Here is a 13,372-nt window from a genome sequence, read left to right as displayed (position 1 = left end):
CGCGATCTGCGTGAAAGTGATTGGCCCGTTACCATGGTTAAAGAGGCATTAACTCCTCGCTGCTAGGGTCAGTTCGTGAGAAGTGTCCGGCAGCAACCGGGCTGGTGCATCGGCCAGAAAATCGAACCTGATTTTCGAAAAGGCACGATGCGTCGCGGTAAATAAATTGGAGCGTCCTTTGTGCATCCGAATGGATGCACGGCGCTCTAGCAGGTGCGGTGGCCCGCACGGAGTTGCCGGCCATTCCTAAGACTGAGCGGGTTTGAGTATGGCAAAGACAGGAATGACGGCATCGGCGGAACGGATGAGCGGGCGCGGCGACGGAGAGTTCTCGGTCCTTGGCTTTTTGTGGCGTCAGCTTGTCGCCCTTCTCGGTATTGTTCTGTTCGGGGCGCTCTGCGTCGCCATTGCGGCGCTTGCGACCTGGAATGTCGCCGATCCGTCGAGTTTTCACGCAACAGGCAGATTACCGACCAATCTTCTCGGCTATGGCGGTGCGGAATTTGCCGATATCGTGATGCAGACATTGGGGCTTGCCGCCGTCTTTGCGCTTTTGCCAATTCTCGCCTGGTCGCTTTCGATGATGACCGGCCGCAGGATCTATCGCAAGCCAGCCCGCTTTTTCGCATGGATCGGCGGATCGGTGATGACCGCATCGGTGCTGGGCTGCGTTCCGGCACCGCCGACCTGGCCGCTGCCCAACGGACTTGGCGGTGTTGCAGGCGATCTGGTGTTGCGCTTTCCAGCCCTTTTCATCGGTCATTACCCGACCGGTATTGCCGCAATCATCATCGGCGCGATCTTCGTGCTGCCGGCTTTGTTTCTGATGCTGTTTTCAGCCGGGCTCATCATCCGCCATCCCCGGGTCGTCGCTGAAACGGCGCAGGCGAAAAAACGGGCTGAGGCCTCCTCCATTCCCTCCGTCGGCGATCTTGATGACGAGCGCGAGCGTGGTTTTTCGCTGCTGCCGCTCATCGGCTATATGGAACATAGCTGGCTGATCATCCGGGCACGCATCAATCGTCTTTCCGGTCGCAATGCGCGCCGTCACGAGGATGAGGGCTTTGAGGAGCCCTATGATTTCAATCAGGATTCTTTCGAGCGGCTGGATGGGCTCGATGCGCCTCTCGAAACACCGTCCTACCAGCGTCGCGGCGAGCCGAGCCTGATCGATCCCGATGCCCGGGCAAACCGTGGCGGCCCCGGTTTCGTGCCGCCCTTTGATGACTATGAAGAGGATGATGATTTTGTAGCCGAAGCGCTGCCGCAGGGTGTGCTGAGTGCCGATTTCGATGATGGGCCTGCCAGGAGCCGCAGCCGGCGCGATCCCGATGTGGCGCCTGCCGGCGGGGCAAGGCTGCCGCGCGCGAATTTCGTCGCCCAGGCTGCGCCGCCGCCACGCCAGAGCGCGCGGGTGGCCCGTGACGCACAGGCCGCGCTTATCAGTGATGACGGGTTTCAGCTGCCCTCCGTTCACCTTCTGGCCGAACCGAAGGGCATTGCCCGCGATCGTGCGCTTTCTCCCGACATGCTGGAACAGAATGCCCGCATGCTTGAAGGTGTGCTGGAAGATTTCGGCGTCAAGGGCGAAATCATCCATGTTCGCCCTGGTCCCGTTGTCACGCTTTACGAGCTGGAGCCCGCTCCGGGGATCAAGTCGTCCCGCGTGATCGGTCTTGCCGATGATATCGCCCGGTCGATGTCCGCCATTTCGGCGCGTGTTGCCGTCATTCCCGGCCGCAATGCCATCGGTATTGAATTGCCGAATCCGACGCGGGAAACGGTGTTTCTGCGCGAAATCATCGCCAGCGAGGATTTCGAGAAGAGCAAGGCCAAGCTCGCCATGGCGCTTGGCAAGACTATTGGCGGTGAACCGGTCACAGTCGATCTCGCCAAGATGCCGCATCTGCTGATTGCCGGTACCACCGGTTCGGGCAAGTCGGTTGCTGTCAACACGATGATCCTGTCGCTGCTCTATCGCATGTCGCCGGAACAGTGCCGGTTGATCATGATTGACCCGAAAATGCTCGAACTCTCCGTTTATGACGGCATTCCCCATCTTCTGTCGCCGGTTGTGACCGATCCGAAAAAGGCGGTCGTCGCGCTCAAATGGACCGTGCGCGAGATGGAAGAGCGCTACAAGAAGATGGCCAAGCTCGGCGTGCGCAATATTGACGGCTTCAATACGCGGGTGAAACAGGCCGAGGAAAAGGGCGAGACGCTGTCGCGCACGGTGCAGGTCGGCTTTGATCGCGAGACCGGTGAGGCGCTTTACGAAACCGAAGAATTCGACATGTCGCCGATGCCCTATATCGTCGTGATCATTGATGAAATGGCCGATCTGATGATGGTGGCGGGCAAGGATATTGAAGGCGCCGTACAGCGGCTGGCGCAGATGGCCCGTGCGGCTGGCATTCACGTCATCATGGCCACCCAGCGCCCCTCCGTCGATGTCATCACCGGCACGATCAAGGCCAATTTCCCGACGCGTATTTCCTTCCAGGTCACATCGAAGATCGACAGCCGGACCATTCTCGGTGAGCAGGGGGCTGAACAGCTGCTTGGCCAGGGCGATATGCTGCACATGGCCGGAGGCGGCCGCATCCAGCGTGTCCACGGTCCCTTCGTCTCCGATCCGGAGGTGGAAGAGATCGTCGCCTATCTCAAGACGCAAGGCGCGCCGGACTATCTTGAGGCGATTACCGCCGAGGATGACGAAGATGGCGATCTGGGCGATGGCAGCCTCGGCAATCTCGGCCGCTCGGATGATCCTTATGATCAGGCGGTGGCGATTGTGCTGCGTGATGGCAAAGCCTCGACCTCCTATATCCAGCGGCGGCTCGGTATCGGCTATAACCGTGCGGCCAGCCTGATTGAGCGCATGGAGCAGGAGGGCGTGATCGGCCCGGCCAATCATGCCGGCAAGCGCGAGATCCTGGTTCCCACCGAGCAGGACATTATAGAAGGCCCGCGTTGAGAATTCGGGCCAAAAGCGCCGGAACTGCGGGCTATCGGGCGGCTCCTGCCATCAAGGCGCCTTGATGGCAAGGCACGAAATCCTATCTGAGCCGTTATAAGCTCATTGAGACATTGAATGACGAAGGAATGAACGGCATGGCCTCTGAAAACAGACAAGCCGCACATAAATGGCTCGGCCTCGCCGCGCTCCTCTTTTTGGGGATGCTGCCGCTTCCGGCATTGGCGCAGGCACCGACGCCACCGGCAGCACTGACCACGCCGCCTGATCTGCCGACGGGCAGCAATGTGCCGCTGCCCACCCACCGTGATGCAGCACCGGCGCCCGGCACGCCCGTTCAGCCCGCGCCCGCCGATGTGGCGCAGAAGATTGCCGACCACTTTTCCTCGGTCAAAACGATGACGGGCGAGTTTGTCCAGTTTGGCCCGACCGGCGATCAGCAGGGCGGCAAGTTCTATCTCGAACGGCCCGGCAAGCTGCGGTTTGACTATGACCAGCCGTCGCCGGTCAAGGTCATTGCCGACGGGCGCAATGTCGCCATCGGCAACACCAAGCTTGAGACCTGGGATTTTTATCCGTTGTCGCGCACGCCGCTGAGCCTGCTGCTCTCCGACAATATCGACCTGCAGCACCGCATGGTCCGCGATGTTCAGGAAAAGGACGGGCTGACCACGATCGTGCTCGGTGACAAGACGATTTTCGGCGATCAGACCATCACGCTGACCTTTGATACCAAGACCTTCGACCTGCGTCAGTGGATCGTCACTGATGCCCAGGGCAAGGATACGACGGTGATGCTGTTCAATACGCGTTCGGGCATCCAGTTCGGGCCTTCGACCTTCCGGATCCCCTATGATGATATCATGTCGGGTCCCAACAATTGAACCTTTGACCCGGTTCAAGAATCGCCTATTGCTGGGATGAGTGTGAACGGCAATGGCGGGAATGGCATATGCAGCTGAAGATTTCGACCTGGAACATCAATTCGGTGCGGCTGCGCATGCCGATCGTCGAGCGCTTTGCTGCGTCAAGCCGCCCGGATGTGCTGTGTCTTCAGGAAATCAAATGCACCAATGACCAGTTTCCGCTGAAGCCTTTGAAGGCGCTTGGTTACGAGCATATCGTCATGCATGGCCAGAAGGGCTATCATGGCGTGGCGATCGCCTCGCGGCTGCCCTTGTCGGAAAATTTCTCCACCGATTACTGCCAGATGGGCGATACCCGCCATATCTCGGCGGTGTTCGAGGCGGGTGGCCGGAAGATCCGGCTGCACAATTTCTATGTGCCGGCCGGCGGTGACGAGCCGGATCCGGACATCAATCCGAAATTCCGCCACAAGCTCGATTTCATCGAGGAAATGAAGGCGCTGCAGGCGGATCAGGGCGATGGCATTGCCTCTGTTCTGGTGGGCGATCTCAACATTGCGCCGCTTGAAAATGATGTCTGGTCACACAAGCAGCTGTTGAAGATCGTCAGCCATACGCCGATTGAAACCGATGGGCTGAAGGCGGTGATGGCGGCTGGCGGCTGGGTGGACCTGATGCGTCAGGGCGTGCCGGATGAGGAGAAGATCTATACCTGGTGGAGCTATCGCGCCAAGGACTGGCAGGCCGCCAATCGCGGCCGCAGGCTCGATCATGTCTGGTCATCGCCCGATATTGCCCCCGCCCTTGCCGGTATCGACATTCTGACCGAGGCGCGCGGCTGGGAAAAGCCGTCCGATCATGTTCCGGTAACGGCGACTTTCGAGTTCTGAGGTCAAGGGCGCGGAGCTTCAGGCGGTGTGGCGCTGCAATTCCCACATCTGCTTCAGTGACTGGCGGTAGTTGGGAAATTCGAACTCATAGCCGAGATCGCAGATCTTCTTGTTGCTGACCCGCTTGCTGTCACCCCAGAAGGAGCGGGCCATTTCGCTCATCTCCGCGTCCTCGAAGGCGATTTCCGGCGGCGGATCAATACCCATCAGCCGGGCCGCCTCGACGATCACATCCTGTGGCGGGGCCGGTTCGTCATCGGTGATGTTGAAGACGCCGCCAAAACCATGTTCGGCGAGAAAGGCGGTCGAAAAACCGACATCCTCGACACGGACGCGGTTGAAGATCTGGCCTTTCTTGATCACCCGTTTCGATGTGCCGTCCTGCAGTTTGAGAAAGACATTGCGGCCGGGGCCGTAAATGCCGGAAAGCCGCATGATGGCGACCGGTATGCAGTGGTTGGCACCAGCCTGCAGCCAGGCCCGCTCGGTCTCATAGCGCAGCTGCGAACGCAGCGAGGTTGGCCGGCACTGGGCGGTTTCATCAATCCATGCGCCCTTGTGATCGCCATAAACGCCAATTGTCGAGAGATAGCCGATCCATTGCAGCGAGGGGAAATCCTGCCGCGTGGCACCGCGGGCTGCACGCAGCAGCGGGTCGCCATTGTCGCCCGGCGGAATGGTCTGAACGATATGGGTGACGGATCTGAGCTTGTGCCTGAGCGCCGGATCCATCGTCTCGCCATCGAAGATGAACGCTTCCATGCCGCAATCGGCGAGTTCGCCGGCCTTGTTCGCAGAACGGATCGTGCCGGCGACCTGGGTGGCATTGGGCGCCAGCGCCCGTCCGATTTCCTTTCCGGAATAGCCGGCACCAAAGATCATCAGATGCATAGTGCACTCCTCCCGTTTTCCCATTCTTCGCAGACTTCAGGATCTGCTTCATGGCGATGAAGATCAGCCATACGGGCAAAATCATCAGTAGACAGCAGCCGTGACAGTGCCCAGACCGCCATGGCGCGAATTTCCGGCGCCGGATCGGCAAGCAGGCGCTCGCAAGGGGTGGCAAGGTTTGCGACGCCGCTGTTTCCGGCCGCGATGAGACAGTTTCGCACAAAGCGGTTACGGCCGATACGCTTGACTGGTGAGCCGGAGAAAAAACTGCGGAAGGTCTTGTCGTCGAAACCGAGAAAGGTTGCGAGTTCAGGCGCCCTGAGGTCGTCGCGCGCGGCAAGCTTCATCTCGGATGCAGCTTTGGCGAACTTGTTCCAGGGGCAGGCAGCAAGACAGTCGTCACAGCCATAGATGCGGTTTCCCATCTTCTTCCGGAGTTCTTCCGGAATATGACCTGAATGTTCAATGGTCAGATAGGAGATGCAGCGTCGCGCATCAAGCCTGTAGGGGGCGGGAAAGGCATCGGTCGGACAGGCGTCGAGGCAGGCACGGCAGCGCCCGCAATGGTCCGTCTCGGCATTGTCGGCTGGAAGTTCTGCCGTGGTGAAGATCGAGCCGAGAAACAGCCAGGAACCATGGCTGCGGCTGACGAGATTGGTATGCTTGCCCTGCCAGCCGAGGCCGGCTTTGGCCGCCAGCGGCTTTTCCATGACCGGGGCGGTATCGACGAAGACCTTGACCTGTTCTCCGGTCCGCGCGGCAATCCGGCCGGCCATCTGTTTCAATTTGCCCTTGATGACGTCGTGATAGTCGCGATTGCGGGCATAGACCGAGATATTGGCCTTTTCCGGCCGTTGCAGCAGGCTGCGCGGATCGCTGTCCGGGCCGTAATTCATGCCGAGCATGATGATCGAGCGGGCCTCAGGCCACAGATGAAGCGGGTTGGAGCGCCGCTCATAGGTCGCCTCCATCCATGCCATCGTGCCATAATAGCCAGCGTCGATGCCTTCGCGCAGCGCTTCGGCGGCGGCCGGCATGGCTTCGGCAGGCGTGATCCGGCAAACATCGAAGCCGTTATCGCGCGCTTCGCTGTCGATGAAAGCCTTAAGCTTTTGTATCGACCGGTCCATGCCTCAAGCCTTCTGTGCTGTACGGATGCCGCAATCTTGAGCCATTTTCACCCCTGACGGGAGTTCTGGCAAGTCAAGCAGGAAGGGGAGCTGCACTAGAAATCGAGATCGGCGTAGTGGGAGACCGGGACAACACCGCGCACGCGCTCGGCCAGAAGCGGGCGGAAGGAGGGGCGCGATTTCAGCCGCTGATACCATTCCTTGGCGCCGGGAGCCTCTTCCCATTTGATCTCGCCGAGATAATCGAGCACCGAAATGGCACCGCCAGCGGCGAGATCGGCATAGCTCAGCCGTTTGCCGGCAAGCCAGGGACGGCTGCCGCCAAGCCAGGAGAGATATTTCAGATGCTGCTGAATATTGGCGCGGGCAGCACGCAGAATGCGCGAATCCGGTGCGCCGCCGCCATTGCCGCTGGTCATTTGCAGCTTGTAGACGCGTTCGCGGCACAGCGGATAGGTGACATCATGTTCGAGTTTCTGCAGGAACCATTCGGTCAGCCGCCGGATTTCAGCGCGCTGAAACGGCTCTTCGGCCAGAAGCCGACGGTCGCGCTGCAGGACGCCATGGGTTTCGTCGATAAATTCGGCAATCACCGACGGGCCGCAGAGTACGCGCATATTATCATCGACATAGACGGGAAGCGTGCCGGCGGGATTGGCGGCCAGAAAGGCCCGGCGCTTTTCCCAGGGGCGTTCCTCGATGAGGTCGAACTCGAAATCATATTCGCCCATGATGAGCCGGACAAAGCGGGAGGCCGCGGACATGGGGTGGTGATAAAGCGTTGACATGATGCTCCGCAATTTCGAAACGGCCGGAAGATCGCACGGTGTGGCTGCTCAGATTTCAGCCGCCGTGCCGTTCATGTCCGGAGTTTGGCGCTATTGAATTTTCTTCCATTAAGCATTTAAGGATTAATGATGGGTGACCAACCGTCCGTCAACGCCCCATGGCGGCAAGATCTTGATCCGCACCGGTGATGGCCTGGGTGCCACAGCATCGTCACGCTTCTTCTTTACCCTTCGGTAACCATGTTTGTGCAGTATCCGGGCCAAATGCGTGGAGGGAGACCAGAACCATGGCAAAGCTGCGTGCACTCCGTTTCGCCCGGCGCTTCGCTGCGCTCCTTGTTCTGGCTGCCGGTCTTTGTGTCCTGCCAGCGGTTGAGGCTTTCGCCTATAGTCAGGCAAGCGTCAACGCCGAATTTTCCAGCTGGCTTTCCGGCGATATGCGCAAGGCGGCGCTCAAAGCCGGTATCAAACCCGCCGTCTACGACAAGGCGACAAAGGGGCTTGCGATCAACTGGTCGCTGCCCGATCTGGTGCCGCCGGGCGAAAAGCCACCGGCAACACGGCGCCAGACCCAGCCGGAATTTTCCGAGCCGGGCAATTATTTCAGCGAGAACAATCTGAACTATCTGGCCCAACGCGGGCAGAAACTCTATCGCCAGTACAAGCCGGTTCTGGATCAGATCGAGGCGCGCTATGGGGTTCCGGGCCGCATTGTTCTGGCCATATGGGGCCGCGAAATGAGCTTTGGCGCGGTTGAGGAAAAATACGATATCCTTCAGGTGCTGGCGACAAAGGCCTTCATGACGGGCAGCCGTCAGGACATGTTCCGCTCCGAATTCATCGATGCGTTGAAGATCGTCCAGTCGGGCGCTGCCCCCCTCGACAAGCGCAAGGCCTCATGGGCCGGGGCTTTCGGCCAGCCGCAGCTTATGCCATCCAATTTTCTCAACTATGCGGTCGATTTCGATCGTGACGGCACCATTGATGTTTGGGATTCCGTCCCTGATGCCATGGCGACGATCGCCAATCATCTGGCCAGCGACGGCTGGGTCAGAGGGCGTGACTGGGGCTATGAGGTGACGATCCCAGCCAATGTGTCATGCGCGCAGGAAGGGCCGGACAATGCGCGCGCCATCTCGTCCTGGGTCGGGCAGGGGATCAACCGGGTCGCTGGAAAGAGCTTCCCCGCCGATGAAATGCGCAAATCCGGCATGATGCTGGTGCCGCAGGGCCGCTACGGGCCGGAATTCGTCGTCACCGACAATTTCTATGTGCTGAAGAAATATAATAATTCCGATCTCTATGCGCTGTTTGTCGGCAATCTGGCCGATCGGATCCAGTATGGCATGGGATCCTTCGTCAAGCCCTGGCAGAAGACGGGAACGCTGCTGCGCTCCGATGTCGCCGACATGCAGAAGAAACTTGAGGGCATGGGCTATGATGTCGGCGGCGCCGACGGGCTGGTCGGCTACAAGACCCGCCGTTCGATCGGCGACTGGGAAGCGAAGAACCGCTATCCGCAGACCTGCTGGCCGACGCCGTCTCTGCAGAAGGAACTGATGCGCTGAATGTGGAGCCCTAAAGGCTTCCCCCTTTAAGGCTTCAATGCGTATCCATGAAGGTCCGGTTGAACACTTCGTCCTTGGGCGCGATCGCCTGTCGCTCGATCATGCGCCGCACTTTCGGGCCGGTCTGGTTGCGGGTAATGGCGCGCACCTGGTCGAAATGATCGCCGTCCGACAGGAGCCGTCGCTGGTTATGGCGCACATAATCCGCCCAGGTCGGCGAATGATAGGTTTCCGTCCAGATATCCGGATTGGCAAGGTTGCGCATCAGTGCCCAGTGGCGGGCGCCGTCGCGGATGCGGATACGTCGCCGGTCCGACATCAGCCGCAGGAATTCGATGGTGTTTTCGTCCGCGATCTCGAATTCCAGCTCGATTACAATCGGGCCTGAGCGCGGCAGAAGGTCGAGCTTCAGTTCCGGTGTGCGGAAGCGGTTGAGCGGCGACAGATCCAGCTTTGAGAAGCCTGGCATGCGCCACAGGAGCCCCATGGCCGCACCGATGATCATGGTGGCGCCGGAGATGGCAAGCGAGAAGGCGATGCCGTGATTTTCCGCCAGCATGCCCCAGACCCAGGCACCAAGCGCCTGTCCGCCAAAGGTGGCGGTGGCGTAGAAGGAGAGCACCCGGCCGACCACCCAGCGTGGCGTCGACAGCTGGATCGTGGTGTTGAACAGCGAAAATTCCATCACCCAGCAGGCCCCGGCAAAGAAAAGTGCAATACAGGAGATCACAAGACTGGTGGAAAAGCCGACCACGGTTGCCGAAACGGCCAGAATGAGAAAGGCGTAGCGGACGATGCCTTCGCCGGAAAGCCTGGCGCGCACCGGTGCATTGGCGAATGCGCCGCCAATGGCACCGATGCCGAAGGCACCAAGCATGATGCCGTAGGTCAGCGGTCCGCCGGCAATCACATCGCGGGCGACAACCGGCAGCAGCGCCAGAAGCGAGACGGCGGCGAAGCCGAAGATGGCGGAGCGGCAGAGCACATTGATGATGTTTGGCGACATGGCTGCATAGCGCAGGCCCGCGAGAATCGCCGTGCCCATCTTCTCGCGCGGCAATTCGTCAACCTCGACCGGTTTTTTCCAGAAGGCCAGCGCCATGGCGGTTGGAATATAGGTCAGCGCGTTGATTAAAAAGGCGATCGCCGGGCTGGTGAAGGTCAGGATCGCGCCGCCGATGGCCGGGCCGACAACGCGGGTGGCGTTGAAGCCGACCGAATTGAGCGACACGGCGCCGGAGACCTCCTCGCGGGGCACCATATCGCCGACCGCTGCCTGCCATGAAGGGTTGTTCAAAGAACCGCCGCAACCGATCAGGAAGGTGAAGGCCAGCAGTAGCCACGGCGTGATCAGGCCTGAAAAGGCAACGAAGGCGAGCATGAAGGAGACGACACACATGAAGATCTGCGCCGCCAGCATCACCTTGCGGCGGTCGTAATTATCGGCAATCGCGCCGGCCAGAAGCGCAAACAGCATGACGGGCAGGGTATTGGATGTCTGGACCAGCGCCACCATATTTTCCGATGGGGTCAGAGAGGTCATCATCCAGGCAGCGCCCACGCCCTGCACCATGCCGCCGATATTGGAAATGATTGACGCCGACCAGATATTGCGGAAGGTCGGGTAGGAAAAGGGTGACAGGAAGGTCTGGGGTTGCGGCATGCGCTTGATCCCTAAAGCGATTCGACTGTGCTGGCGGTGCGGCAATATAGGCCGATACCATGGCGCCTGCCTATAGGCGTGACGGTTTTTCGCCAAAGAGGGCCTTTCGGAAATGCTTGCATTTTGGGCAGAACAGGTGTATCACCCGGCAAAATTCTTGATCGTCAGATGGAGAGTGGGGCCGGCCGGACCCGCTCTTTTTTATTTGGCGCGCAATTCCCGGCGGAAACGGAAACGACAATGGATGTGAATTCGATGGAAGAACGGCTGATCGTCGAGACGGGTATCGACAAGCGTGTCGCCGATCTGATCGAGCCGGTCCTGCAGGATCTGGGCTTCAAGCTGGTGCGCGTGCGCCTTTCCGGGCAGAACGGTCTGACGCTGCAGATCATGACCGAGCGCAATGATGGCACGATGACCGTGGAGGACTGTGAAGAGGTCTCCATGGCGGTTTCGCCGGTGCTCGATGTCGAAGATCCGATCGACCGCGCCTATAATCTTGAGGTTTCCTCGCCCGGTATCGACCGGCCAATGGTCCGCAAGACGGATTTCTATCGCTGGAAGGGCCATCTGATGAAATGCGAGACCTCGGTCATGATCGATGGCCGAAAGCGTTTTCGCGGCCGCATCATCGAAGCGGGGCCGGATGACTTCACGCTGCTGCGCGATGGCGTCGCCTATGGCGAGGCCCCCGAGGTGACGATCCCCTTTTCCGCACTGTCCGATGCCAAGCTGATTTTGACGGATGAACTGATCCGCGACGCGCTCAGGGCCGACAAGCAGGCAAAGGCGCGTGCGGCCAATGAAAATGGCGCGCCGGACGATGGCGAAGGCGCCGAAAGCAACTGAGGCCCTTTGCTGCGCTTGATGCGGCAAAGGCCTGACAAGAATGACATCGGAACCGACGGTTCCCATTTTTAAAAGACGGAGACAGATCAATGGCAGTGAGTGCGAACCGGCTTGAACTGTTGCAGATTGCCGATGCAGTGGCGCGGGAAAAGTCCATCGACCGCGAGATCGTTCTGGCGGCGATGGCCGATGCGATCCAGAAGGCGGCGCGCTCGCGCTATGGCACGGACACCAATATCCGCGCCGACATCAATCCGAAAACCGGAGAAATCCACCTTCAGCGCCTGCTGGAAGTGGTCGATCATGCCGAGGACTATAACCTCCAGATCCCGCTGGCGCTGGCGCAGGACCGCAATCCCGAAGCCAAGATCGGCGATTTTATTGCCGATCCGCTGCCGCCGATGGATTTCGGCCGTATCGCCGCCCAGTCTGCCAAGCAGGTCATCGTGCAGAAAGTGCGCGAGGCCGAGCGCGATCGTCAGTATGAAGAATATCATGACCGGATTGGCGAGATCGTCAACGGCACGGTCAAGCGCGTCGAATATGGCAATGTCATTGTCGATCTCGGCCGTGGCGAAGCCATTATCCGCCGCGACGAGATGATCCCGCGCGAAAGCCCGCGCTATGGTGATCGCATCCGTGCCTATGTCTATGACGTGCGGCGCGAACAGCGCGGTCCGCAGATCTTCCTGTCGCGCACCCATCCGCAGTTCATGGTCAAGCTCTTCACCATGGAAGTGCCGGAAATCTATGACGGTATCATCCAGATCAAGTCGGTCGCCCGTGATCCGGGCTCGCGCGCCAAGATCGCCGTTGTCTCCAACGATGCTTCGATCGATCCGGTCGGCGCCTGCGTCGGTATGCGCGGCTCCCGCGTTCAGGCCGTTGTCGGCGAATTGCAGGGTGAGAAGATCGACATCATTCCTTGGTCGGAAGACCCCGCTTCCTTCATCGTCAATGCGCTGCAGCCGGCCGAAGTGGCCAAGGTGGTGCTGGATGAGGATGCAGAGCGCATCGAGGTTGTTGTTCCCGATGAGCAGCTGTCGCTGGCGATCGGCCGTCGCGGTCAGAATGTCCGCCTTGCCTCGCAGCTCACCGGCTGGGACATCGACATCATGACGGAGCACGAGGAATCGGAGCGCCGCCAGAAGGAATTCAACGAGCGCTCGCAGCTGTTCATGGAAGCGCTGGATGTTGACGAGATGGTCGGTCAGGTTCTCGCTTCGGAAGGCTTCGCGGCCATAGACGAAGTGGCCTATGTCGAACTTGACGAGATCTCCTCGATCGAAGGCTTCGATGAGGAGACCGCCCAGGAAATCCAGACCCGCGCACGTGAATATCTCGAACGCCTCGAAGCCGAGATGGATGAGAAGCGCCGCGCACTGGGCGTCTCTGATGACCTGCGTCAGATCGATGGCATCACTTCGGCGATGATGGTGGCACTCGGCGAGGATGGCGTGAAGACGCTTGAAGATTTCGCCGGTTGCGCTGCTGACGATCTGGTTGGCTGGAGTGAGCGCCAGAACGGTCAGACCAAGCGCTTCGAGGGCATCCTCTCCTCCTTCGACCTGTCGCGGGTTGAAGCAGAGAATATGGTTGTTCAGGCGCGTCTGGCCGCTGGCTGGATCACCGAGGCCGACCTCGCCAGCGCGGCGGAAGAGGCTGAGGAAGAGGCCGAAGCCGAGGATACCGGCGAAGAGGGTGATGTGGTTGCCGTCGCCGAAGCCGATGGCGAGGAAAAGGCCTGAGC

At 59.9% G+C, this 13,372-nt stretch carries 10 protein-coding genes; 6 read left to right on the top strand and 4 right to left on the bottom strand.

Annotation, left to right across the window (positions count from 1 at the left end; all coding sequences use genetic code 11):
• Positions 1-304: 304 nt before the first annotated feature.
• From FJU08_RS05465 to xth, 3 genes are all read left to right on the top strand, one after another.
• A complete protein-coding gene (locus FJU08_RS05465; protein WP_407943687.1) occupies positions 305-2,977 on the top strand; it encodes an FtsK/SpoIIIE family DNA translocase in 2,673 nt (890 codons plus the stop codon).
• A gap of 137 nt (positions 2,978-3,114) precedes the next feature.
• Positions 3,115-3,861, top strand: a complete 747-nt coding sequence (locus FJU08_RS05460) for an outer membrane lipoprotein carrier protein LolA (RefSeq protein ID WP_407943680.1) — start codon at positions 3,115-3,117, stop codon at positions 3,859-3,861.
• Positions 3,862-3,929: 68 nt separating this feature from the next.
• Entirely contained in the window at positions 3,930-4,733 is an 804-nt protein-coding gene (gene xth, locus FJU08_RS05455) for an exodeoxyribonuclease III (RefSeq protein WP_141147952.1), read from the top strand.
• A gap of 18 nt (positions 4,734-4,751) precedes the next feature.
• Here xth and FJU08_RS05450 read toward each other — a convergent pair whose 3' ends face one another.
• From FJU08_RS05450 to FJU08_RS05440, 3 genes are all read right to left on the bottom strand, one after another.
• Positions 4,752-5,624: an SDR family oxidoreductase gene (locus FJU08_RS05450; protein ID WP_141147951.1), complete on the bottom strand. Its 873-nt coding sequence runs from the start codon at positions 5,622-5,624 to the stop codon at positions 4,752-4,754.
• Positions 5,615-6,754, bottom strand: coding sequence for a tRNA epoxyqueuosine(34) reductase QueG (gene queG, locus FJU08_RS05445; protein WP_141147950.1), 1,140 nt, complete (start codon positions 6,752-6,754; stop codon positions 5,615-5,617). The genes FJU08_RS05450 and queG overlap by 10 nt, the downstream gene beginning before the upstream one ends.
• Before the next feature lie 95 nt (positions 6,755-6,849).
• On the bottom strand, positions 6,850-7,542 hold the full coding sequence (locus FJU08_RS05440; RefSeq protein WP_141147949.1) for a glutathione S-transferase family protein: 693 nt from the start codon (positions 7,540-7,542) through the stop codon (positions 6,850-6,852).
• Positions 7,543-7,829: 287 nt separating this feature from the next.
• Between FJU08_RS05440 and FJU08_RS05435 the strand changes: the two genes are divergently transcribed.
• Complete coding sequence (locus tag FJU08_RS05435; RefSeq protein WP_141147948.1) at positions 7,830-9,110, top strand: lytic murein transglycosylase; 1,281 nt, start codon at positions 7,830-7,832, stop codon at positions 9,108-9,110.
• A gap of 34 nt (positions 9,111-9,144) precedes the next feature.
• Here FJU08_RS05435 and FJU08_RS05430 read toward each other — a convergent pair whose 3' ends face one another.
• A complete protein-coding gene (locus tag FJU08_RS05430) occupies positions 9,145-10,773 on the bottom strand; it encodes an MFS transporter (RefSeq protein WP_141147947.1) in 1,629 nt (542 codons plus the stop codon).
• A gap of 240 nt (positions 10,774-11,013) precedes the next feature.
• On the opposite strand from FJU08_RS05430, the gene rimP reads away from it, so the two are divergent.
• The gene (rimP, locus tag FJU08_RS05425) at positions 11,014-11,622 is read left to right on the top strand and encodes a ribosome maturation factor RimP (protein ID WP_141147946.1); all 609 of its coding nucleotides are present in this window, start codon (positions 11,014-11,016) and stop codon (positions 11,620-11,622) included.
• An 89-nt stretch (positions 11,623-11,711) separates the two neighbouring features.
• Positions 11,712-13,370 carry a transcription termination factor NusA gene (gene nusA / locus FJU08_RS05420; protein ID WP_235890583.1) on the top strand — a complete coding sequence of 553 codons (1,659 nt, stop codon included), beginning with the start codon at positions 11,712-11,714 and terminating at the stop codon, positions 13,368-13,370.
• The last annotated feature ends 2 nt before the right edge of the window (positions 13,371-13,372 follow it).

Origin of the sequence: Martelella alba (genome assembly GCF_006516955.1) — a bacterium.
GTDB lineage: Bacteria > Pseudomonadota > Alphaproteobacteria > Rhizobiales > Rhizobiaceae > Martelella > Martelella alba.
Note: the sequence above shows the minus strand (reverse complement) of the source record. Positions and strands in the feature narration are given on the sequence as shown.

What these genes read in the sequence shown, in the direction of transcription:
- FJU08_RS05430 (WP_141147947.1), bottom strand. Translation starts at nt 10,773, where the DNA reads ATGCCGCAACCCCAGACCTTCCTGTCACCCTTTTCCTACCCGACCTTC.
- nusA (WP_235890583.1), top strand. Translation starts at nt 11,712, where the DNA reads ATGGCAGTGAGTGCGAACCGGCTTGAACTGTTGCAGATTGCCGATGCA.
- FJU08_RS05460 (WP_407943680.1), top strand. Translation starts at nt 3,115, where the DNA reads ATGGCCTCTGAAAACAGACAAGCCGCACATAAATGGCTCGGCCTCGCC.
- rimP (WP_141147946.1), top strand. Translation starts at nt 11,014, where the DNA reads ATGGATGTGAATTCGATGGAAGAACGGCTGATCGTCGAGACGGGTATC.
- FJU08_RS05440 (WP_141147949.1), bottom strand. Translation starts at nt 7,542, where the DNA reads ATGTCAACGCTTTATCACCACCCCATGTCCGCGGCCTCCCGCTTTGTC.
- FJU08_RS05450 (WP_141147951.1), bottom strand. Translation starts at nt 5,624, where the DNA reads ATGCATCTGATGATCTTTGGTGCCGGCTATTCCGGAAAGGAAATCGGA.
- FJU08_RS05435 (WP_141147948.1), top strand. Translation starts at nt 7,830, where the DNA reads ATGGCAAAGCTGCGTGCACTCCGTTTCGCCCGGCGCTTCGCTGCGCTC.
- xth (WP_141147952.1), top strand. Translation starts at nt 3,930, where the DNA reads ATGCAGCTGAAGATTTCGACCTGGAACATCAATTCGGTGCGGCTGCGC.
- FJU08_RS05465 (WP_407943687.1), top strand. Translation starts at nt 305, where the DNA reads ATGAGCGGGCGCGGCGACGGAGAGTTCTCGGTCCTTGGCTTTTTGTGG.
- queG (WP_141147950.1), bottom strand. Translation starts at nt 6,754, where the DNA reads ATGGACCGGTCGATACAAAAGCTTAAGGCTTTCATCGACAGCGAAGCG.